18 protein-coding genes are annotated in these 23,331 nt (G+C 59.4%); 15 read left to right on the forward strand and 3 right to left on the reverse strand.

From position 1 onward, the window contains the following. The first annotated feature begins 212 nt into the window (after nucleotides 1-212). Complete coding sequence (locus AC13RM_RS13025; RefSeq protein ID WP_374821319.1) at nucleotides 213-1,043, forward strand: MBL fold metallo-hydrolase; 831 nt, start codon at nucleotides 213-215, stop codon at nucleotides 1,041-1,043. A 79-nt stretch (nucleotides 1,044-1,122) separates the two neighbouring features. After that, a complete protein-coding gene (locus tag AC13RM_RS13030) occupies nucleotides 1,123-1,560 on the forward strand; it encodes a VOC family protein (protein WP_440478873.1) in 438 nt (145 codons plus the stop codon). A gap of 14 nt (nucleotides 1,561-1,574) precedes the next feature. On the opposite strand, the gene AC13RM_RS13035 is transcribed toward AC13RM_RS13030, so the two are convergent. After that, nucleotides 1,575-2,321 carry a polysaccharide deacetylase family protein gene (locus AC13RM_RS13035; protein WP_440478872.1) on the reverse strand — a complete coding sequence of 249 codons (747 nt, stop codon included), beginning with the start codon at nucleotides 2,319-2,321 and terminating at the stop codon, nucleotides 1,575-1,577. Beyond that, nucleotides 2,311-3,408 carry a glycosyltransferase family 4 protein gene (locus AC13RM_RS13040; RefSeq protein ID WP_440478871.1) on the reverse strand — a complete coding sequence of 366 codons (1,098 nt, stop codon included), beginning with the start codon at nucleotides 3,406-3,408 and terminating at the stop codon, nucleotides 2,311-2,313. The genes AC13RM_RS13035 and AC13RM_RS13040 overlap by 11 nt, the downstream gene beginning before the upstream one ends. A 303-nt stretch (nucleotides 3,409-3,711) precedes the next feature. Between AC13RM_RS13040 and AC13RM_RS13045 the strand changes: the two genes are divergently transcribed. Next, on the forward strand, nucleotides 3,712-5,436 hold the full coding sequence (locus AC13RM_RS13045) for an adenylate/guanylate cyclase domain-containing protein (RefSeq protein ID WP_440478877.1): 1,725 nt from the start codon (nucleotides 3,712-3,714) through the stop codon (nucleotides 5,434-5,436). 69 nt (nucleotides 5,437-5,505) lie between these two features. Continuing rightward, complete coding sequence (locus AC13RM_RS13050; protein WP_488555162.1) at nucleotides 5,506-6,384, forward strand: FkbM family methyltransferase; 879 nt, start codon at nucleotides 5,506-5,508, stop codon at nucleotides 6,382-6,384. A gap of 2 nt (nucleotides 6,385-6,386) precedes the next feature. Here AC13RM_RS13050 and AC13RM_RS13055 read toward each other — a convergent pair whose 3' ends face one another. Then, the gene (locus AC13RM_RS13055) at nucleotides 6,387-6,866 is read right to left on the reverse strand and encodes a class I SAM-dependent methyltransferase (protein WP_440478869.1); all 480 of its coding nucleotides are present in this window, start codon (nucleotides 6,864-6,866) and stop codon (nucleotides 6,387-6,389) included. 143 nt (nucleotides 6,867-7,009) lie between these two features. On the opposite strand from AC13RM_RS13055, the gene AC13RM_RS13060 reads away from it, so the two are divergent. The 11 genes from AC13RM_RS13060 (at nucleotide 7,010) to AC13RM_RS13110 (ending at nucleotide 23,250) form a co-directional block, all read left to right on the forward strand. Then, nucleotides 7,010-8,185, forward strand: coding sequence for a DUF3095 domain-containing protein (locus tag AC13RM_RS13060; RefSeq protein ID WP_440478868.1), 1,176 nt, complete (start codon nucleotides 7,010-7,012; stop codon nucleotides 8,183-8,185). Between the two features lie 360 nt (nucleotides 8,186-8,545). Then, a complete protein-coding gene (locus AC13RM_RS13065; protein WP_113228374.1) occupies nucleotides 8,546-9,883 on the forward strand; it encodes an adenylate/guanylate cyclase domain-containing protein in 1,338 nt (445 codons plus the stop codon). A gap of 160 nt (nucleotides 9,884-10,043) precedes the next feature. Next, nucleotides 10,044-11,951, forward strand: coding sequence for an ABC transporter ATP-binding protein (locus AC13RM_RS13070; protein WP_113228373.1), 1,908 nt, complete (start codon nucleotides 10,044-10,046; stop codon nucleotides 11,949-11,951). After that, on the forward strand, nucleotides 11,948-13,870 hold the full coding sequence (locus AC13RM_RS13075) for an ABC transporter substrate-binding protein (protein WP_374821341.1): 1,923 nt from the start codon (nucleotides 11,948-11,950) through the stop codon (nucleotides 13,868-13,870). Before AC13RM_RS13070 ends, AC13RM_RS13075 begins: the two co-directional genes overlap by 4 nt. Continuing rightward, nucleotides 13,863-14,861 (forward strand): ABC transporter permease, encoded by a 999-nt coding sequence (locus AC13RM_RS13080; protein ID WP_113228371.1) that lies wholly within the window; start codon nucleotides 13,863-13,865, stop codon nucleotides 14,859-14,861. The genes AC13RM_RS13075 and AC13RM_RS13080 overlap by 8 nt, the downstream gene beginning before the upstream one ends. Further along, nucleotides 14,858-16,033 carry an ABC transporter permease gene (locus tag AC13RM_RS13085; protein ID WP_285174253.1) on the forward strand — a complete coding sequence of 392 codons (1,176 nt, stop codon included), beginning with the start codon at nucleotides 14,858-14,860 and terminating at the stop codon, nucleotides 16,031-16,033. The genes AC13RM_RS13080 and AC13RM_RS13085 overlap by 4 nt, the downstream gene beginning before the upstream one ends. A 101-nt stretch (nucleotides 16,034-16,134) precedes the next feature. Further along, a complete protein-coding gene (locus tag AC13RM_RS13090; protein ID WP_374821345.1) occupies nucleotides 16,135-17,349 on the forward strand; it encodes a glycosyltransferase family protein in 1,215 nt (404 codons plus the stop codon). Between the two features lie 17 nt (nucleotides 17,350-17,366). Next, nucleotides 17,367-18,626 (forward strand): glycosyltransferase family 4 protein, encoded by a 1,260-nt coding sequence (locus tag AC13RM_RS13095; protein WP_374821348.1) that lies wholly within the window; start codon nucleotides 17,367-17,369, stop codon nucleotides 18,624-18,626. After that, nucleotides 18,623-19,768: a glycosyltransferase family protein gene (locus tag AC13RM_RS13100; RefSeq protein WP_488555163.1), complete on the forward strand. Its 1,146-nt coding sequence runs from the start codon at nucleotides 18,623-18,625 to the stop codon at nucleotides 19,766-19,768. Before AC13RM_RS13095 ends, AC13RM_RS13100 begins: the two co-directional genes overlap by 4 nt. Before the next feature lie 237 nt (nucleotides 19,769-20,005). After that, nucleotides 20,006-22,720, forward strand: coding sequence for an ABC transporter transmembrane domain-containing protein (locus AC13RM_RS13105; protein WP_440479748.1), 2,715 nt, complete (start codon nucleotides 20,006-20,008; stop codon nucleotides 22,718-22,720). A 53-nt stretch (nucleotides 22,721-22,773) separates the two neighbouring features. Continuing rightward, a complete protein-coding gene (locus AC13RM_RS13110) occupies nucleotides 22,774-23,250 on the forward strand; it encodes a cyclic nucleotide-binding domain-containing protein (RefSeq protein ID WP_015343447.1) in 477 nt (158 codons plus the stop codon). Nucleotides 23,251-23,331 lie beyond the last annotated feature (81 nt).

The following is a 23,331-nucleotide window of genomic DNA, read 5'->3' on the forward strand; positions in this document are numbered from 1 at the left end:
ACCACACGCAAATTCCCGTCTCTTATCTATTCTGCCATTTCATACCTATATTAGGTCTGTGCGATCCGTTGGCGGCAATCCGCCCAACGATCTGTGTCGGCTGACCGATGAGATCCAGTTTTTACCACTGCACGACTTTTAGAAATTGCTGGCTTCGCACGATAGCAAAAGTGTGCTTTTTTGACCGAAAGGGGAATGGTGTAAAAACTTCCATGAACAACGATAGTTTTGAGCTGAAATTTTGGGGCGTGCGGGGGAGCATCCCTGTATCGGGACCGGAATTTGAGCGGTACGGCGGTAACACGTCGTGCATTGAGTTACGGCATGACGGCAGGCATATCTTATTCGACGCCGGGACGGGTTTGCGCGAAGCGGCCGGCTCCCTTGCCAAGGAAGGGGTTCGCAACATCGATCTCTTCTTTACCCACTCCCACTACGACCACATCATCGGCTTACCTTTCTTCAACGCGATCTATGATCCGCGCGTGAGCGTCGATCTCTGGTCGGGCCATCTGGCGGGCAAGACGACGACGCGGCAGCTGATCGGCCAGTTCATGCGGCCGCCATGGTTCCCCGTCGAACCCGATATCTGTCGCGCGGCGATGAATTTCCGTGATTTCGCCGCCGGCGATACGTTGAAGCCGCATCCGGGCATCGTCATTCATACGACGAGGCTGAACCATCCCGGCGGCTGTATCGGCTATCGCATCGAATGGGCGGGCCGGGTGATCGCCATGGTCTATGATACCGAGCATGTGGCAGGCAAACTCGATGAGGCCGCGCTTGAGCTAATGGCGGATGCAGATCTTGCCATCTACGATGCGACCTATCTCGAAGCGGAGATGCAGAAATATCTTGGTTTTGGCCATTCTACATGGCAGGAGGGCATCAAGCTCGCCAAGAAGGCCGGCGCCAAGCGGCTTGCCATGTTCCATCACGCGCCCGGCCGCACGGACCGCGAACTGGACGACATGCAGCGCGATGCACAGAAGAGCTTCCCCGAAGCGTTCTTCGCCTTTGACGGACAGTCGCTGCAGCTCTGAGGTACGTTTGGCCGCAAGCATCCATTGTTAGATCGGGCCGCACCCCGTAGACTGGAACGACTTTCGGGAGGCTGCAAGCATGGCCGTCAAACGGATGGACAATGTCGGAATCGTCGTCGAAGACCTGGCAGGGGCGATTGATTTCTTTCGCGAACTTGGCCTTGAGCTCGAAGGGCAGGCGACGATTGAGGGAGAGTGGGCGGGGCGTATCACCGGGCTCGGCGATCAGCGCGTCGAAATTGCCATGATGCGCACGCCGGACGGTCACAGCCGACTCGAGCTCTCCCGTTTCTTTGCGCCGCCTGTCATCGCGGATCATCGCAACGCCCCGGTCAACGCTTTGGGCTATCTCCGCGTCATGTTTGCCGTGGACGACATCGACGACACCCTTGAAAGGCTCCGCATGCGCGGCGCGCAGCTCGTCGGCGAGGTGGTCCAGTATAGCAACACATATCGCCTCTGCTATATCCGCGGGCCTGAAGGGCTCCTCATCGGGCTTGCCCAGGAACTTAGCTGAGCGCAACACGGCGGCTAGGATATGAAATGGTCAACCGGCCGCCATTCGATGGCGGCATGGTCGACCGTTTCCTCGAACAATGTCTCGACGAAATCCCAGGCGAGATCGTCATGGACGAGGTGGTGCGTCATCACCCCGATCGGTTCGTCATGGCCGTCGAAACGGATCCGGAGTTCTTCAACGAGACGTGCGATTACTTCGGCATGCGGTAAACCGCCACGTACACCGTGCCATCTCATGATATCGATATGCGTGTTGATCAGGCCGATAGGGGCCTGCTTTGCCAATCCAAAAACGGAGACGGCGCGATAGCCGAAGGGGGCGAGATGCAGCAGCAGCGCATCGGCGATCCGGTTCCACGGCGGCACCAGCAGCGGTACGAACTGCTTGCCATAAAGAGCTTCGAGCTTGTCAAAGCCGCGATGCAGCTCGTCGAGCACGATTGCCTGTGGCCGATGCAGACCGAGTTCCTGCTTCTTGGTCTCGTCAGGAGCATAGTTTTGATGCGTCCAGCCATGCACCGTGGCAGTGATGCGGCTTTCGCCCGCCAGCCGTTTGGCAAGTGCCTCGCCTGTCGGTCCCGGAATGATCGCAAGAGCCATTGGCACGTCGAAACGATTGGCAAGCGATAGAAGCCGGTCGAGGGCAGGCGTCGGCTCGATGGCATCATCATCGCGGAACCAGAATTTCACCTTTCGCCCGGCCGCGTTCCATCGCTGCAGCTCGTCGCGCAGGGGCTGCCAATCGGCTCTATCGCTCATAATAGGTGTCTCCCAGATGGTTTCGAAGAATGGTTTCCAACCGCTGCGACGCGGCGGTCAAGGAACGCTCCCGATGCACGAAGTGATAGGCTGCGTCTGCCATGCTCTGCCGCAGGTTCTGATCGTTCAAAAGTCGAGCGATAGCACCGGCATAGGCCGTGATATCGCCTTCCGGTGTCAAAAATCCCGCCCTATCCGCCATCACCACCTCCGGCACGCCGGCCGTTGCCTGCGCGACGACGGGCAGGCCCGCCGCCTGCGCCTCCAGATAGGCGAGGCCATAGGCTTCATTGCAGCCGGGCCAGACATAAAGGCCGGCGGTTGCCAGTTCTTGCGCGATCTCTGCGGTGGAACGCTCTCCGCGCCAGATGATGCGGTTTTCACCGAACGTGGAAAACAACGACCTTGCCTCGGCCCGCATCGGCCCGTCGCCAATGATAGTCAAGGTCCAATCCTGATCGCGGATAAGATCAAGCGCACCCGCCAGCATGGCGTAGCTGTCAAACTTGTCGCCCTTGCGCAGCATTGCCACGGTAATCAGCCGTCGCGGATCGGAGGACAAGCGGGCGAAGGGCGCGGTATCGATGAAGGGAAGGAGGCGCTCGTAGCGGCCATCGGGGATCGCATCGAGCAAACCGATCCGGTCCCGCTCGGTAAAGCACAGATTGACGGCGGCCAGCCTTACCGCATCGGCGATAAGGCGCTGATTCTCGCTCCAGCCGGTCTCGTCATGACGGCGGGAATAGGAAGCCTCCGCCGTGACATAGGGGATGCCCAGCCTCCTGGCGACGGATGGACCGATGAGATCGGGCGTCTTGTAATAGGGATGATAGGTGAACCACAGATCAGGCGCTGCCTCGCTTTGCCAGCGCTCGATCAGGCGGCCTGCTTCGGCTTGCGCCTGCCGGGCGATTTCCATGCGTGGGCCGGCTTCCGGGGTGGGCGTGAAACTGCGCAATTCGGAAGCGACTTCGACTTGATGTCCCGCCATCTTCAATGCTGCGATGATCTGGCGGGCCATCAGCCGGTCACCGGACGGGACCGAATGGGCAGGTGACTTCAAGGGAGCGTAAAAGGCAATCTTCATGATGTCGTCACACGGTTGACGATTAAGTGATGGCAGGAACCCGAATCGTGAAAAGATTGCCCGAATTCCGACCGGTTGCGTGACAATAAGGTCCCTGCTTCAAAAAGCCGCGTTCTCGACGGCATGCGGCGTTGCGGCTACTGCATAATTCCTTAAATCGGAATCGATTTAGGGATAAAATTATGCAGCAGATTAAAAGTGCTACAGCGACCTTTGCGCGTCGTATATAACGCGCAGCGCTGTAGATGATAGGCGATAGCCGTTTTCGGATCTGTTGTGAACGGGCAATATACATTGGGTTTGATGACCATCGAGGCAAGAAAGCCAATCATGACCGATCGCCTCGTGCGAAAGCTGCGTCTCGGCTCGGGTCTGATCGTTTTTGTTTTCGTCATTATGCATTTGGCCAACCATTCCCTCGGCCTGATCTCGCTCGGCATGGCCGAACATGCGCAACATTGGTTCATGGCGGTTTGGCGCAATCCGGTTGGAACCCTGCTTCTCTATGGAGCGCTGATCCTGCATATCCTGCTCGTGCTGCGAATGCTCTACAAGCGCAGAACGCTCGTCATGCCCGCCGGCGAAGCTTTTCAGATCGTTACCGGTCTGTTGGTGCCCCTCCTGCTGATCGACCATATCGTTGCGACGCGCATCGTTCACGAAGTCTACGGCTATCACGACACCTACAAGGCGATCGTGCGTAGCCTGTGGGTGACTTCGCCATTCAACGGGATGCGCCAATCGTTCGTCCTCCTCATCGTCTGGGTTCATGGATGTATCGGCGTTCACTTCTGGCTGCGCTACCGCCCGTGGTACACGGCGATCGCGCCCGTCATTCTGTCGCTTGCCATCGTTTTGCCGGTTCTTGCGTTGCTCGGCTTTGCCGCAATGGGCAAGACCGTGGCGCATGAGGTCGCCCAGGAGGATGAACGCGGTTATCCCGGCGGCTATTACAGCGACGTGCGAAGCTTCGGCGAAACAGGCTCGGCACCCGGCGGTAAGATAGCGGAAGACTTGTGGCCGTACCGTGCCGGATTCTATGGTGCCTTCAGCCTGTCGATCGCCGCTCTTTTCGCCTTCCGGGCGCATCGCAGACTAAGAGAGCGGCAATATCAGGTCGCTATCCGCTACGCAGGCGGAGAGGTCGTGCACGCACCACGCGGTTTCAGTGTGCTCGAAGCAAGCCGTCTCGGCGGCATCCCCCATTATTCGGTCTGTGGCGGCAAGGGGCAATGCTCTACCTGCCGCGTGCAAATCATCGAGGGGGCGGAAAACCTGCCGCCGCCTGAGCCGTTGGAGCAGAAGACCTTGAACCGTATCGGCGCCACGCCGGATGTCAGGCTTGCCTGTCAGCTGCGCCCGACCGGCAATGTCAGCGTCGTGCCATTGCTGACGCCGATGGCCGAGGCGACGATTCCCGTCTATACCCAAGCCGCAAGTCCCGGCCGCGAGCGCGAGATCGTCGTCTTCTTCTGCGATCTGCGCCATTTCACCTCGCTGACGGAATCGCGGCTGCCCTTCGACATCGTCTTCCTGCTCAACCGCTATTTCGCCATCGTCGGCCGCATCGTCGAGGAGAATGGCGGCCGGATGGACAAGTTCATCGGCGATGGTGCCATGGCCCTCTTCGGCCTTCGCACAACCCCGAAGGAGGCCAATCGCCAGGCATTGAAGGCCGCCGCCGCGATCATCCGCGAGATCGACAAGCTCAGTGCCGAGCTGGCTGATGACCTGGCTGCCCCGCTCGAAATCGCCATCGGCATCCACACCGGCCTCGCGGTGGTGGGTTCGATGGGATACGGCACCGTCAAGAACGTGACGGCGATCGGCGATACCGTCAATGTCGCCAGCCGTCTCGAAAGCGTTGCCAAGGAATTCAACACCGCGCTCGTCTTTTCGGAGCCGGTGGCACAGCTTTCGGAAGCAGATATTGCCGGCACCGAAAGCCGCGAGATCGCCGTCAGGGGCCGGGGCGAGCCCTTGCGCGTCTACATCGTCTCGAAGGAGGCGAGTGGCCACTTTGCCTGATTTTCCGAGACCTGAGGCGCCGATCTCCGCCGTTTGCAATCGAATGGCGCTGGTGTAGGGATGGCGCTCATGTTCGACCGCAGGATTCTCACAAGAAAATACTGGAAGCGAGCCTTTCGCCGCAAACGCGATGCAATCGCCACGCGCCTCTTCGACACCAGGTTGGGCCGGGACATCCTCGTCAGTGCGATCGGCCCCCGCGTCAAGACGATGACGGTCGATTGCGGCGATCACATCCTCAGTTTCTCGCCGGCCGACTACATCGGTCGCAAGGTTTTTCGCAAAGGGCATTTCGAGCGCGATCATGTCGACCGCCTGCTGAGCCGACTGCGCGAGCACGGCCTGCTGCGCAAGGGATCGGCGCTCCTGGAACTCGGCGGCAATATCGGCACGCAGACCTGCTATTTTGCCCTCAGTGGCGCCTATGACCGCATCGTCAGCGTCGAGCCGGACCCGCGCAATTTTCGCCTGCTGGCAGCCAATATCGCCGACAATGGCTTGCAGGAGATGGTGACGGCGGTCAATTGCGCCGCCGGCGATCTCGAGGGGCAGCTCGACTTCTATCTCAACCACAAGAATCACGGCAAAAGCAGCGCATTGCGGCAAGGCCCAACCGACGAGAAGATCTCGGTGCCGGTCCGGCCGGTCAACGATATTCTCCTGCAGGCAGGCGTCGATCCTGCCGATATCGGGCTGATCTGGATGGACATCGAGGGCTATGAGCCGGTTGCCTGCCGTTCGATGGGCGCGCTGATGGGCCGCAAGGTGCCGCTCTATATGGAATTCACTCCGGCCTTCTACGGCAAGGATCAGACCAGAGACTTCGTTGCTGATCTTGCCCGGCACTATAGCGAATGTCTCGCCTTCTTCGAAAGCGGCGAGCGGATCATGAAGGTGGTCGAACTGCCCGTCGAGGGTGAACAGTTCGACGTCCTGTTTCTGCACTGAGCCTATTTGCGCCGATAGATGAAATAGCGACCGTCCTTTACCGTCGAAGGCAGGGGCAGCACCTCGAGATCTGGATGATCGAGGGGGAGGCCGCTGACTGCAAGCCCGCCCGATGCCAGCACGCCAGCCATGATCTCGGGCAGCCAGGACAATGTTATCGCATCCTTGTCTTCGTAGCCGGTGCCGATATCGGCGTGGGCGAGCGAGGCATTGGCGCCGATGAAGGTTTTCGCCGTGTCCCTGATCTCGCCGAGCACGAGATCGTCGGTCGACGGCATCGAAGGACCATAGGCATTGACCGCCCGGTCGAAGGCGATGATGCGGCGATCGGGAAAAAGTTCGCGCAGGTGATCGAAGGTGCGGCCATTGCCAAGACCGAGCTCCAGCACGGGGCCATCAAGCATTCTCACCTCGTCGGCAACGGCATTGAGGATGTCGCGCTGTGCGCTGAGGCGGCGAATGAAACTATCCAGGCGGCTCATCGTATTTGAAGTATCCTTGGCGTCTTGTGCCTCTCCCGCAGTGGGCGTAGCACGGCGGGCATCGCTGCGTCGACCGCCCGCTGGCTTTTCAACGCATTTGCTGTAGGGATAGATTGTCGCGGCGCTCAATGAAGGGGGACATCATGGCCGAGCCATCCAATGATGATTTCTTCCATAAGCTTGCGGGTTTCACGCGTTTCGAAGGTGTGACCGACAGCGCCAATTACCAGCCTCTCCCGGATGACTGGCTGATTGCCGTCGCCGACATCGTCAGCTCGACGAAGGCGATTGCCGCCGGACACTACAAATCGGTCAATATGGCGGGCGCCAGCGTGATTTCCGCCGTGCTCAACGCCTTGGGCCGAGGCGACTACCCCTTTGCCTTCGGTGGGGATGGTGCAGTGGTCGCCGTCCCGCCTTCCGGCGCGGAACGAGCACGACAAGCTCTTGCGGCTGTACGGGGCTGGGTGATGGAGGAACTGCAGCTCGATCTGCGCACGGCTTTGGTGCCGATGGGCGCCATTCGTGGCGAGGGGTTCGACGTGCGGGTCGCCCGCTTCAGTCCGAGCGATTATGTCTCCTATGCCATGTTTGCCGGCGGCGGCACGAGTTGGGCGGAGCTGCAGATGAAGGCGGGCCGCTTCATCGTCGAGGCGATGCCGGCAAGAGTGGAACCCGATCTGACGGGCCTTTCGTGCCGCTGGAATCCAATCAAGGCGCAGAATGGCGAGATCGTCTCGATTATTGCCATTCCCGGCGACGCTGGAAGCGGTCCGAAATTTCAGCAACTGGTCGCCGATATCATTGCCATATCTGCGGAGCAGAGCCGCGACAGCCATCCCGTCCCGGTCGAAGGCCCCACGCCGGCATTGAGCTTCGGTGGCGCGGATATCGAGGCGCGGGCTTTGGCCGCCCCGGCCAATCGCTGGTGGCGCAAGCTTGCCATTGATGCTCAGATCGTCCTTGTCTGGGTTCTCGACAAGTTCGGGGTGAGGACCGCAACTTTCGATGCCAAGATCTACCGGCGTGATCTTGCGGCGAATTCCGATTTTCGCAAGTTCGACGATGGCCTGAAAATGACGATCGATGTCGACGCCACGCATCTTGAGCGCATCGAGGCGCGCTTGCGCCAGGCCGAGGCGGAGGGTGTCTGCCGTTTTGGTCTGCATCGCCAGGATAGCGCGTTGATGACCTGTTTCGTGCCGACCCCGCTCATGCGCGATCACATGCATTTCATCGATGGGGCGAGCGGGGGTTATGCGATGGCGGCGATGGCGCTGCGGGAAAAGAGGCCGCCCGAGCTTGCCGCGGGCGAGTGATCTTCGATTGTCCCACGCAGCTGGCCATGGGTTTCAGTCGCGATTTTTATCGACCCATTTCGGTTTAGCCCATTGTTTCAGCTGAATATGCGCCTTATCTGAAAGAGAACAAAACGAGAGTCGCCGATTGCGACGGCTGCCGTTTTGCTGCATTTCTGGTGCGGGGGCGTGAGAGATGCATCCGATTTTTCTGGTGTCCGCGCAATCCATGGGTAGCAAGGGAACGCGCTGGTGCCGTTAATGATTGTTTCATCCAGCCTGGAACGATAGGCCGGAAATTCCGGGGGTGGAAGTCGGCGAAGAAGCCAGTGCTCCATGGCCGGCGAGACATCGGGCATTGCAAGATAGGCCGCGGGGACAATGACTATTCATTCGAGTGTTTCTGATCTTCTTCTTGATAAAGTAGCGGAATGGCTGACACAGGCGGCGCTCACAGGCGAAAACCTGGAGACCATCGTTCGTGGCTTCTGCGAACGCATGGCTGCGACGGGGATGCCGCTCAAGCGCGTGCATTTGACCTTTTCCATGCTTCACCCGCTCTATGATGCGCTCGGCTTTACCTGGCGGCGCGCCGGCGGTCTGATGATCGAGGGCTACCGGCATGGCAACGAGAAGCCGGAACGCTTTGTGCAGAGCCCCTACTATTATCTTCTCTCCAACAATCTTCAGCACCTGCGTCGCCGCATCGATGTCGACGGTGCTGTCGAATTTCCGATTTTCGAGGATCTGCGCAAGGAGAAGGTCACCGACTATATGGCCTTCGTGCAGACTTTCGGCGCGGGTTCTGTGCAGGGGATGATGGGCTCCTGGTCGACCGACAGCGTCGGCGGTTTCAGCGAAGAGATGATCGGCGCGTTGATGCGCATGCAGAACCATCTGGCCATGGCCGCCAAGATGGCGGTGCTCGGCAAGCTCGCCAACAATATGCTGACTACCTATCTCGGCGGCGATGCCGGAAAGCGTGTGCTGAACGGCCAGATTCGCCGCGGCGACGGCGAGACGATCCGCGCGGCCCTCGTCATGGGCGATATGCGGCAATCCACGGTTTATGCCGAAAAGGAAGGGCGCCAAGCCTATATCGATACACTGAACGAGTTCTTCGACGCGATCGCAGCGCCGTTCAATCGTAATGGCGGCGAAATCCTGAGCTTCCTTGGCGACGGATTTCTCGCTGTCTATCCATGCGGGCGGCATAAGGACCCGTCAAAGGTGGCTTGCGAAGCTGCACTTTCGGCCGTTTTCGAGGCGCAACGCCGTGTCACGGCGCTCAACAGCGATCGCCAGTCGCGCAATTTGAGCGAAGTGCGCTACGGGATCGGCCTGCATGTCGGCAACGTCATGTTCGGCAATGTCGGCTTGAGGGACCGCTTGACGTTTTCCGCCTTCGGCGCGGCGGTCAACGAGGTCGAGCGCCTACAGTCGCTGACCAAGAAATATGCAACCGAAGTCGTCGCAAGCCAGGCTTTCTCAAGCTACACCGATTGCGAATGGGGGACGTTGGGAGAGGAAAAGCTGCGCGGCGTGCGCCAGCGCTTCACCGTCGTTTCCCCGAAAGCCGCGACGCCAGCCAATGGCGCGCTCGAGATCTTTCAGGAAACGGCACCGGACAGCCTCTCCGAGGCCGAGCAGGTCATTCTCTTGCACAGGGATGCCAAGAAGTTCGAGAACCGTTTTCAAGTTGAAAACCTGACTCCGTAACCGCTGATGCGGCCCGCTTCAGCATAAGCCGATATATCACTGGAAAGACGACGGTTTTTTTACAGTCGCCGCATTGCTTTGACCAGCTAGACACCCGTTATGGCCTACGTTAGTGTGCCGTATAAGGCCACAAAGGTCATGTGAGCGGGAAATAATATGTATGGCGTCAGGGACTGATCTACTGCGTATTGAGAACCTCGACGTCTCATTCTCCCTTTACGGGGATAGTCTGCGCGTCGTCAAGAATGCCGGCTTGAGAGTGCTTCCAGGCAAGGTTACGGCGCTCGTCGGCGAATCCGGCTCCGGCAAGTCGATCATCAGCCAATCGATCATGGGCATCCTCCCAACGGCGGCGAAGGCGACCGGCCGGATTCTGTTTACCGATCCGCTCAACGGTCAGACGACCGATATCCTCCAGTTGCCGCGCGACGGCGTCGCCATCCGCGGGCTGCGTGGCGCGCGGATGGCAAAGATCTTCCAGGAGCCGATGACCTCGCTGTCGCCGCTGCATACGGTCGGCAATCAGATCAGTGAAGCGCTTCGCATTCACAGCGCCGGCACCAGCAGAGCCGAGCAGCGCGAAAAAACGGAAGAGATGCTGAATCTCGTCGGCTTTCAGGACCCGGTTCGCACTTTCGACATGTATCCCTTCGAGCTTTCCGGGGGCATGCGCCAGCGCGCGATGATCGCCATGGCGCTGATCTGCAATCCGGCGCTGCTGATTGCCGACGAGCCGACGACGGCATTGGATGTCACCATCCAGGCGCAGATCCTCGGCCTGCTGCGCAATCTTCAACAGACATTCAACATGGCGATGCTGCTGATCACTCATGATCTCGGCGTCGTTGCGAACATGGCCGACGAGGTCGTGGTCATCTATCATGGCGAGATCATGGAAGCAGGTCCGGTCGAGACGATCTTTCGTCAGCCCCAGCATCGCTATCTGAAGGCGCTGATGTCGGCGGTGCCGCATTTCGACATGAAGCCGGGAGAACGATTGAAGTCCTTGCGGGATGTCCCGGTCAATCTCGGCACTTTCTCCAGCAAGAAGAAGCTTATCGGCAACGGTGTGCCGGCTGCGGGTACGGCGCCCGATGTCCTGCTCAGCGTGCGCAATCTGACCAAGACCTATACCTCGAAGGCGGGCGGGCTGTTCGGGCGACGGGATGGCACGAAGTTCCGCGCGGTCGATGATGTCAGTTTCGATATTCGCCGTGGCGAATGTCTCGGCCTAGTCGGGGAAAGCGGCTGCGGCAAGACCACCGTAAGCAAGATCCTGATGCGGGGTGTCACTGCCGACAGCGGTTCCGTCACCTTCGATGACGGCAGCGGCAAGATCGATGTGCTTGCCGTCAAGGGCGATGAATTGATGGATCTGCGCACGAAGATCCAAATGGTTTTCCAGGACCCGGTCTCTTCGCTTTCTCCGCGCATGACCATCCGCAACATCCTGAGCGAACCCCTCGAAATCCATGGGCGTGGCGACAGTGACGAGCGCAAGCAGAAAGTCACGGCGCTGATGCAGGCGATCGGGCTCGACAAGCACTATCTGAGCCGCTATCCGCACAGCTTCTCCGGCGGCCAGCGCCAGCGCATCGGAATTGCACGCGCCTTGGCGCTAGGCCCCAAGCTTCTGATCCTCGACGAGCCCGTCTCGGCGCTCGACGTGTCCGTCCAGGCGCAGATCCTGAACCTCCTCAAGGATCTGCAGAAAGAACTCGGCCTGACCTATCTGTTCATTTCGCACAATCTCGCGGTGGTCGACTATATGGCCGATCGGATTGCCGTGATGGCGCGCGGACGCATCGTCGAAATCGCGCCGCGCGAGATCATCCTGCGCGATCCCGTTCATCCCTATACGCGCTCACTGCTTTCGGCGGTGCCATTCCCCGATCTGGACCGGCCGCTGGATTTCTCAGCCCTGGGCAGCGAAGGCGCCGCAGCCAAGCAGAAATGGGGGCCGCAATTCTCCGAGGGAGCGGACGGAGATCTGGCCTATGCCGATCTGGGCGGGGGACATTTCGTGCGTGCCCGCCGGGGTCTCGGTGCCCAGGAGCTGCGCAAATGATCAATCGGCGCAGCTTTCTCGGCCTTTTGGCCTCTACCGTTCTGCCCCAGCCCGTCCTCGCGGCCGATGTCGACAACGAGCCGGAATATTTCGCCGATTGGCTGAGGGCCGGCCAGATGCCGCATCTCGCCAAACGTTTGCCGAAATTCCCCCGCGTCGTCAATGTCGCGGCCATGGGGCGCATGCCGGGCCGTTATGGCGGCTCCGTGCGCACGCTCATCGGCAGCCAGAACGATATCCGCCTCATGACCATCTATGGCTATGCTCGCCTGGTTGGTTATGACAGCACGCTGACGCTTCAGCCGGATATTCTCGAGTCCTTTTCCGCCGTCAACGATATGGTGTACACCTTCAAGCTGCGCGAGGGCCATAAATGGTCCGACGGGCAGCCGTTTACGGCCCATGATTTTCGTTACTGGTGGGAAGACGTCATCCTCAACAAAGAGCTAACGCCCGGAGGAGGCGCGCTGGAACTCCGCCCGCACGGTAGCCTGCCGCGTTTCGAGCTGATCGACGACTTGACGGTGCGCTATTCCTGGGATGATCCCAACCCGAATTTCCTGCCGATCCTGGCCGCGCCCCAGCCGCTCGTCATCGCCGGGCCGGCGCATTATCTTAAGCAGTTCCACAAGAAATACCAGGACAGCATTCGTCTTTCCTCGCTGATGAAGGAAAACCGGGTGAAGAAATGGCAGGATCTGCATATCAAGATGGGCCGCTCCTACCGGCCTGAAAATCCCAATCTGCCGGTACTCGATCCATGGAAAAACACGACAGCGCCGCCGGCCGAGCAATTCGTATTTGAACGCAACCCCTATTTCCATCGCGTTGACGAGAACGGGCGGCAGCTGCCCTATATCGATCGCATGATCCTGAACATCAGTTCTTCGGCGATCATCGCCGCCAAAACTGGTGCGGGGGAAAGCGATCTACAGGCGACCGGCATAGACTTCAATGACTATACGTTCCTTAAGGAAGCGGAAAGGCGCGATCCAAGCAAGATCAAGGTCGATCTCTGGAAGGCGGCGCGCGGGTCACGCGTTGCCCTGTACCCCAATCTGAATAGCGCCGATCCAGTCTGGCGCGATCTCTTACGCGATGTTCGGGTGCGCAGAGCGCTGTCGCTTGCGATCGATCGTCACGAGATCAATATGGCGGTCTTCTACGGCCTCGGTACGGCAAGCGCCAACACGATGTTACCCGACAGCCCGCTTTTCAAACCCGAATATGCCTCTGCCTGGATCGAGCACGATCCGGATCAGGCCAATGCTCTTTTAAACGCTGCCGGCCTGGACAAACGAGATGAAGACGGCATCCGTTTGCTGTCGGATGGCCGGCGAATGGAGATTACCGTTGAAACCCCGGGCGAAAGCACGCTCGATTCCGACGTGCTCGAATTGGTGACCGATCACTGGCGCAAAATCGGCATCGCGCTTTTCATTCGCGTGTCCCAACGTGACGTTTTCCGCAGTCGCGCTATGAGCGGGCGCATTCTGATGTCAATGTGGTTCGGCCTCGACAATGGCGTGGCGACGGCCGACATGAATCCGGGCGAATTGGCGCCGACAGCCAACGACCAGATGCAGTGGCCGCTTTGGGGCATGTACTATCTCTCGCGCCAGACGCAAGGGGTGGCTCCCGATGTGCCGGAAGCAGTCGAGTTGGTCAAGCTGCTGGGCGAATGGGAAGAAGCTGCCTCCTCCTTCGAACGTGCCGAAATCTGGCACAAGATGCTAAAGATTTATACGGATCAAGTGTTCTCCATCGGCCTGGTCAACGCCACCTTGCAGCCGATCGTGCATTCGGCCCGCATGCAGAATGTGCCGGAAAAGGCGCTTTACGGCTTCGACCCGACCTGCCTGCTCGGCGTGTACATGCCGGACACCTTCTGGATGAAGGAGGAACGCCGGAATGCTTAAATATATCCTCTGGCGTACCGCCGTGATGATCCCGACCTTGGTCATCATCTCCATGTTGGTCTTCACCATCATCCAGTTACCGCCCGGAGATTTCTTCGATAGCCAGATCGCCGAACTGCGTGCTCAAGGCGACACCGCCAATCTCCAGGATATGGAGAATCTTCGCCACGAATACGGGCTCGACCAGCCATTGCCGCTCCAATACCTGCATTGGGCCGGCGGCATGCTGCATGGCGATTTCGGCTATTCCTTCGAATATCAGCTGCCGGTATCGGATGTCGTCGGCGACCGGCTCTGGCTGACAATCCTCGTGTCGATGACAACAATCCTCTTGACCTGGCTGATCGCTTTTCCGATCGGCATCTATTCGGCGACTCATCAATATAGCTGGGGCGATTACGGCCTGACTTTCCTTGGTCTGCTCGGTATCGCCATTCCGAATTTTATGCTGGCGCTGATCCTGATGTATTTCGCCAATGTCTGGTTCGGCGTGTCGATCGGCCATCTGATGGATCAGCAATATCTCTCGCAGCCGATGAGCTGGGAGAAGGCGCGCTCGATCCTGTCGCATCTGTGGATTCCGGTCATCATCGTCGGCACGGCAGGGACGGCGGGCATGATCCGCCGCCTTCGCGCCAATCTCCTCGACGAGATGCAGAAGCAATATGTCATCACCGCACGAGCCAAGGGGCTGCATCCCCTGAGGGCTCTGGTGAAATATCCGCTGCGCATGGCGCTGAACTTCTTCGTGGCCGATATCGGCTCCATCCTGCCGTCGATCATTTCGGGCGCCGAGATCACGGCAATCGTGCTGTCGCTGGAGACGACCGGCCCGATGTTGATCCGGGCCCTGCAAAGCCAGGACATGTATCTTGCCGGTTCATTTCTGATGTTTCTCGCCTTCCTCAATGTTATCGGCGTGTTGATCTCGGATATCGCGCTCGGCTTTCTCGATCCCCGCATCCGCTTGCAAGGCAGGAGCACAAAGTGAGCGTATCCCTGCCAAAACCCGGGGCTCCCCTGGAGCATTACGTCTCGAACGCGGATTTCGATCCGGATCAGTTCGAAGCCATGTCGGCCGGCCAGCAGCGCTATTACATGGCTTCTCAGAAGAAGCTGATGTGGTGGAAGTTCAAGAAGCACAAGCTCGCGCTTGCATCAGGCATTTTCCTGCTGCTGGCCTATGGCATGATCGTGATTGCCGAGTTTCTCGCCCCCTACGGGCTGCATACCCGCAATGTCGATTACATCCATTCGCCGCCGCAGGCGGTGCACTTCTTCAACAATGGAGAGTTCGTCGGACCGTTCGTGTACGGCCGCAAGATGACGCTCGATATCGATACGCTGCGCCGGGTCTATATCGATAATCGCTCGGATGTACAGCCGATCCGCTTCTTCTGTCGCGGCGACGCCTATCGCTTCTGGGGGCTGGTGGATTCGAACGTCCATCTGGTCTGTCCTGCGGTCGGCGGACAAATGTACCTGCTTGGGACGGACCGTTTGGGCCGCGACGTGCTGTCGCGCATCATCTATGGCGCACGCATATCCCTGACCATCGGGCTGATCGGCATTTCGGTCAGCTTCGTGCTCGGCATCGTCATCGGCGGTCTAGCGGGCTATCACGGCGGCCTCTTCGATCTCCTCGTCCAGCGCGTGATCGAGGTGCTGCAATCGCTGCCGAGCTTGCCACTGTGGATGGCGCTGGCCGCGATCATGCCCGTGAGCTGGAGCCCGATCATCGTCTATTTCGGCATCACCATCATTCTCGGCATTCTCGACTGGACCGGTCTGGCGCGCGCCGTGCGCTCGAAACTTTTGTCGCTGCGGGAGGAGGACTATGTTCTCGCGGCTCAATTGATGGGCGCCAGCACGCCGCGTATCATCGGCCGTCATCTCGTTCCCGGCTTCATGTCGCATCTCATTGCGTCGGCAACGATCTCCGTTCCGAGCATGATTCTCGGCGAAACCGCGCTCAGCTTCCTCGGATTGGGGCTTCGCCCGCCAATCACGAGTTGGGGCATTTTGCTGACCGAGGCAAGGAGCGTCAGCGTCATTGCCTTCTATCCATGGCTCCTTTTCCCTATGATCCCGGTGATTTTGATCATTCTGGCGTTCAACTTTTTAGGAGACGGCTTGCGCGATGCCGCCGATCCCTACAAATAGCAGGATGAACGGCGAAGACAGGATTGCAATTCGAGAAGCGGCCCGCGGATGTCCTTTGTCGACAGACCGTGTATAACTTTCACCCCCAGAGGTTTTTGCCTATGAAGCGGCGCTTAGAAGATGCTCGAATCCTCATGTATAGCCATGACACGTTCGGTCTCGGCCATCTGAGGCGGTGCAGAACGATTGCCCATGCGCTTGTCGAGGACTATCGCGGTTTGAACGTGCTGATCATTTCCGGCGCGACGATCGCAGGGGCATTCGATTATCGTGCTCGTGTCGATTTCGTCAAAGTGCCGAGCGTCATCAAGCTGCGCGACGGCGAATACACGTCTATGGCGAGCCATGTCGCGCTGCAGGAAACGCTGAAGATGCGGCAGTCGATCATTCGCCATACGGCCGAAACCTTCCAGCCCGACGTTTTCATCGTCGACAAGGAGCCGATGGGGCTAAAAGGCGAGGTCGAGGAGACGCTGACCTATCTGAAGGCGCGCGGCACCACGCTCGTACTCGGCATGCGCGACGTGATGGATGCGCCGCACCTGCTGGAAGCCGAATGGAAAAAGAACAACGTCCTCCAGAAGATCGATCAATTCTACGATCGCGTCTGGGTCTATGGCCCGCCGGATTTTCACGATCCGCTCGTCGGCCTCGATGTCCCCTCCGGTGTGCGCCGAAAGATGGAGTTCGTCGGCTTCCTGCAGCGCAGCGTTTCCACCCTGGGCACGAAATCGGAACATGTGCCTGACGAGGATTATATCCTGGTGACAACAGGCGGCGGTGGCGACGGCGCCGATCTCGTCAGCGATGTCATTGCCGCTTTCGAGGGGGACAGCTCCCTCACGCAGAAGACGCTGATCGTGCTCGGCCCCTATATGCCCGCCAAGGAACGCGGCCAGCTTTTGGAGCGCGCCAGCAAGATCGACTGTCTGCAGGTCATCGAGTTCGACAACAAGATGGAAGAGCTGATCGCCGGCGCCAAGGCTGTCGTCGCAATGGGCGGCTATAATACCTATTGCGAGATCCTGTCCTTCGACAAGCCGGCGCTGATCATTCCGCGCACGCGGCCGCGCGAGGAGCAGCTCATCCGTGCACAGCGGGCAAGTGAGCTCGGCCTCGTCGACATGCTGCTGCCGGAAGAATCGGTCGATCCGAAGCAGCTTGCCGCTGCCCTGAAGCGCCTGCCGAACCGGGCACCACCTTCGGCGAGCAACAGCAACATGCGTCTGGAAGGGCTTGTGCATATTTCGCGCACTGTCGGCGAATGGTTCGATGACCGCGAGCGCTATACGCCGCTATCGATCGTTGCCGAGTAGATTACCGGAACCGGTCGATGCGGAAGAAAATACTGGTGGTCCTGAAAGGCTATCCCCGCCTGTCGGAAACCTTCATCGCGCAGGAGCTGCTCGGCCTGGAGAGGGCTGGCTTCGAGCTGACGTTGATTTCGATGCGCAAGCCCACGGACAAGAAGCGTCATCCCGTCCATGACGAGATCAAGGCGCGCGTCGTCTATCTGCCCGAATATCTGCATAACGAACCGTTGAGGGTGCTTCGCGCCCTCTTTGCCGGTGTCGGCAAGCCCGGGTTCAAGCCGCTCCTGAAGCAGTTCTGGAGCGATCTGAAACGGGATATTACGCCGAACCGCGTGCGGCGCTTCGGTCAGGCCTTGGTGCTTGCGCATGAATGGCCCGATGGCAGTGAATGGCTGCATGCGCATTTCATCCACACGCCGGCCTCGGTAACGTCCTATGCCAGCATCATGACCGGTATTCCCTGGACTTGTTCAGCCCATGCCAAGGATATCTGGACGTCGCCGGACTGGGAGCTCTCGGAAAAACTCGGCCGCGCCCGCTGGACCGTGACCTGCACGCGCACCGGTTTCGAGCACATGCGCGATCTGGTCGGAGCGGACGACAAGGTCCATCTGAGCTATCACGGTCTGGATCTCGATCGCTTCGGCTCCTTCATCGGCGAACATTCCAGCCGCGATGGCAGGGACGCTTCCGATCCCGCTTTTATCCTCAGCGTTGGACGTGCGGTGGAGAAGAAGGGATACGACGTGCTGCTGAAGGCGCTGGCATTGCTCCCCGGCGATCTCAACTGGCGCTTTACTCACATTGGCGGCGGCGATGGCCTGGCGAAACTCAAGGCATTGGCCGATACGCTTGGCATTGCCGACCGCATCACCTGGAAGGGTGCGCTGGCACAGGAAGACGTGCTTGCCCACTATCGCCAGGCCGATATCTTCGCGCTTGCTTGCCGGGTGGCCGCTGACGGTGATCGTGATGGACTGCCGAACGTGCTCGTGGAGGCCTCTAGCCAGCGTCTCGTCTGTATCTCCACCAATGTCTCCGGCGTTCCCGAACTCCTCGAAGATGGTGCGAACGGTCTCGTCGTTCCTCCGGAGGATCCGCAGGCGCTTGCCGTGGCGCTGGAATCCGCCATTCGTAACCCGGCGCTGCGTCACAGGCTGGGCGAAGCGGCCGAAAGGCGGGTGCGCGAGCATTTCGACTATCACGCCAGCATCCGGCAACTGACAGGGCTGTTCGAGGAGCAATGGCAGAGAGAAGATCAATGGCGGAAATCCGCATGACAACCTCGCATAGCCTACCCTTGCGGGTCTTTTTCTACGTTCAGCATCTCCTTGGCATCGGCCATCTGGCGCGGGCGAGCCGCATTGCCAGCGCGTTGGCGAAAGACGGCTGCCAGGTGACGATGGTCACCGGCGGCGTGCCGGTCAACGGATTTCCCGGCGCTGATGTGACCTCGGTGACATTGCCGGCCGTGGTTGCGAGCAGCGCCGGCTTTTCCGGCCTCGCCGATCAGTCAAGCAACCCGGTCGGCGAAGAGTTTCTGTCCCGCCGGAGGGATCTGCTGCTGGAGGCGTTCCGGCAGGCTGCACCCGATGTCGTCATCATCGAGGCCTTTCCCTTCGGCCGCAGGCAGATGCGTTTCGAGCTCCTGCCGCTGCTCGACGCCATTGCCAAATCTGACCCGAAGCCGAGGCTCTACACCTCCGTGCGGGACATTCTGCAGCAGCAGAAGAAACCGGGGCGCGACGAAGAGACGGTCGGCCTGCTTCGCGATCATTTCGATCGCGTGCTCGTCCATGGCGATCCGCATTTCGTCCGACTGGAAGAGACCTTTCCCCTGACCGAGGCGATCGCCGACAAGATCGTCTATACGGGTCTTGTCGCACCCGCTTTGCCGCCGGAACCGGTCGAAATCTTCGACATCGTCGTTTCGGCCGGCGGCGGTGCTGTCGGGCGCGACCTCATCCGCGCCTCGTTGGAAGCGGCAAGCCGCGTGGCCACCGATCGCCGCTGGCTGCTGATCGCCGGGCCGAACCTGCCGGAGCAGGATTACGCCGATCTCGCTGGCGCCGCACCTGGCAATGTCGAGTTCGTTCGCTTCCGCAAGGACTTTCCCTCCCTTTTGCGTGGCGCCGAGCTTTCGATTTCGCAGGCCGGCTATAATACGGTCGGCGATCTTCTGGTGGCCGGCTGCCGCGCCATTCTGGTTCCTTTCACCGCCGGCGGTGAGACGGAGCAATCCGTCCGAGCCGAGCGGCTGGAGAGATTGGGGCTGGCATTGGCCTTGCCGGAAGCGGGATTGACGGCGGATATGTTAGTCGAGGCCGTGAGGACAGCGCTGTCCCGACCCAAGCCAGGCAACCCGGATATCGATCTTGGCGGCGCCGCCAGAACATCGGCCATTCTGCGTGAGATCAGGTAGCGACGTGTACGGCCGATATCGGAGACATCCTGTCGTTTTATCCTCCTGGATTCCCGCAATCTTGTGATATAAATCGAAAATTCGATGAATCGGGAGGAGCGTGGACGAAAGACCGGGCGGAGTCCCTTTTCACATATGGGGCCACGTATCAGTAACGAAACCTTCCCGCATCTCTGCAACATCGGTGCCGGCATCGCGCTGGCGCTGGGCGTTGAATTTGAAAGCCTGCAGTAAGCAATGGAAAAAAGCCTAGCGCGCTACATTTGGTCGAATACCCGGCTGGAGCAGATCTGGATACTGCTCGTCGTCGCGGCCTCGATGATCCCGTACTTCCTCTCCTTCGACTTACCGAAGCAGATCGTCAACGGGCCCATCCAGGGCAAGGGTTTCGAACATCCTGGCGATACGCAGACCTTCATGCACATCGCCTTCAATGTGCCACTCATCGGCCATGTCGAGATTTTTCAAGGCGTGCAGCTGACGCGCATGTCGATGCTCGTTGCGCTGAGCATGGTGTTTCTGGCGCTCGTCGTGCTCAACGGCCTCTTCAAACTCTATATCAACACCTACAAGGGACGGCTCGGCGAGCGCATGCTTCGCCGTATCCGCTTCGAGCTGATCGACCGGGTATTGCGGTTTCCGCCGGCGCATTTCAAGCGGGTCAAGCCCGCTGAAATCGCCACCATGATCAAGGACGAGGTGGAGCCGATGGGCGGCTTCACGGGCGATGCCTTCGTGCAGCCCGCCCTTCTCGGCGGCCAGGCGGTAACGGCGCTCGTCTTCATCATCATGCAGAATTTCTGGCTCGGCATGATTGCCGCCGCCATCGTCGCCGTGCAGGCGATCGTCATTCCCCGCATGCGCAAGCGGCTCCTGGAACTCGGGCGCCAGCGGCAGCTGACGGCGCGCGAACTTTCCGGCCGCGTCGGCGAAATCGTCGATGGCATCGGCACCATCCATGCCAACGATACGACGAACCTGGAGCGCGCCGACATTGCCCACCGGCTCGGATTGATCTTCTCGATCCGCTACGATCTCTACCAGTGGAAGTTCATGGTGAAATTCATCAATAACTTCCTGGCTCAGGTCACGCCCTTCCTGTTCTACCTGATCGGCGGCTTCCTGGCGTTGCAGGGCCGCCTGGACATCGGTCAGCTCGTCGCCGTCATCAACGCCTATAAGGATCTGCCCGGCCCGTTGAAGGAGCTGATTGACTGGGACCAGTCGCGTCAGGACGTCCAGGTAAAATACAATCAGGTGGTCGAGCAGTTCAGCGTCGATCACCTGATCGATCCGAAAATCCAGGCGGTTTCGCCCGCGCCCGCGGCCCGCATAACCCATTCTCTCGTCGCAACCAATCTGACGATCGTCGACGACAGCGGCGCGCGCGTGCTGGACCATGTTTCGGTTGAAATTCATCCGGGTGAACGGGTGGCGATCGTCGGCGACAGCGGTGCAGGCGGCGAATATCTCGCAGAGGCGTTCGGGCGCCTGACCTGGCCGGACAGCGGCCGTATTTCGATCGACGGCCACGATATTCTGGAACTGCCGGAATCCCTCATCGGGCGACGCATCGCCTACGCCTCCTCCGAAACATTCTTCTTTCACGGCACTTTGCGCAGCAATCTCCTCTATGGCCTCAAGCACGCGCCGCTCGTTGGCCCCGTCTACAGCGAGGATGAGGCAGTAAAGGTCAAATGGAGCATGGCCGAGGCACGGCGGGCGGCCAATCCCGAATTCGATCTCAATAGCGACTGGGTGGATTACGCCGCTGCCGGCGCAACGGGGCCGGATGATATCTATTCCGCAATCCGGCCGGTTCTCGACGCCGTCGCCATGTCGCAGGATATTTTCGACATGGCCCTGCGCTCGAATGTCGATGCCACTGCACACCAGGATCTGACGTCGCGCATTGTCGAACTGCGGCAGGCATTGCGCTCGCGGCTTGAGGAGGAAAAGCTCGAGGATCTCGTAGTTCCCTTCGAGTTCGATGCCTACAATCCGCAAGCGACGGTTGGTGAAAATCTGCTTTTCGGTACGCTGAAGCGGCCGCAGATGACCAATCGCAAGCTAGCGGCTCATCCCTATTTCCGGCAGATATTCGCCGAGACGGGTCTGGTATCCGATTTATACGATATGGGCCTGGAGATCGCCGAAAACGCGGTCGAACTCTTCACGGACCTGCCGCCGGACCACCCGTTCTTCCAGCAGCTGACCTTCATGACGGCGGAAGATATCCCGACCTATGAGGCGCTGCTGCAGAAGCTGAACGGCAAGGGCTATGAGGCGGCTACCGACGATGAGCGTGCGGCCATCATCCGGCTGAGCTTCTCCTATATCGAACCGCGTCACCGCTTCGGTCTTCTGACGCAGGTGCTCATGGAAAAGATCGTGCAGGCCCGCGCGAAATTCTACGAGAATATCCCGGCTGATCTTGCCAAGGTCATCGAGCGCTATGATCCGGAGCGTTTCACCGCGTCCGCCACCTTGATGGACAACGTGCTATTCGGCCGCATCGCGCATCAGCAGGCGAATGCACCGGAACGCATCCACCAGATCATGTATGATGTGTTCGGGCGTCTCGGCATGCATGATGCAGTTCTGTCGATCGGGCTGGATTTCGACGTCGGCTCGGGCGGCAAACGCCTGACCAATGTGCAACGCCAGAAACTCAATCTTGGTCGCGCCCTTCTGAAACGTGCCGATTACATCATCTGCAATCGGCCGCTGCCGGCGCTCGACCATCGCGTCCAGGATCAGATCGCGAGGGCCATTCTCGGCGAACTCCATAGCGGGGATTATGCACCGGCGATCATCTGGGTTCTCTCCAACCCCAGTTTTGCCGAATTGTTCGACCGTGTCATGGTTTTCGATCACGGCAGCCTCGTCGAAAACGGCTCTACCACCGATCTTTTAGAGAAAAACGGTATGTTCAAAGAACTGTTATCGTAATATCCTATCTCGACAGTGGCGTCTGGGGCCGAACACTGGGGGTATTGAAGCTCATGCTTCTGAAGGACGAAGTTGAAATGCTGAAGCGGGTGCCGATTTTTTCGCGCATTGCACCTGCAAAATTGAAACTTTTGGCGTTTACATCCGATCGGGTCAGCTACAATGCTGGCCAAACCCTGTTTCATCAGGGCGATCAAGGTGATGCAGCCTATGTTGTTCTTTCAGGAACCGCTGATATTCTCGTCGATAGCCCAGCCGGCGAGATCAAGGTTGCTGAAGTCGACCTCAATTCCATCGTTGGCGAGATCGCCATCCTCTGCGATGTCTCTCGTACAGCCACGGTAAAAGCGACTTCGAGGCTGGAGGCCTTGAAGATCAGCAAGGAGCATTTCCTGAAGCTGCTCAGCGATTTTCCGGAGATGGCCGTCGAGATCATGCGCGTGCTGGCAGATCGCCTCAACCACACGACCTCGGAACTGACCGCCGTCCGTAGCCGCCTCAACCAGCCGCAGTCGATGTCCACCCACTGAGATTGAGGGGGCAAGTGCCCAGACTTTTGAGAGGCGGGCGTCCCATTTCAATATGGCGAACCCAATTCCGAAATATGCGCG

Source organism: Martinezella sp. CNPSo 3732, from assembly GCF_057784515.1.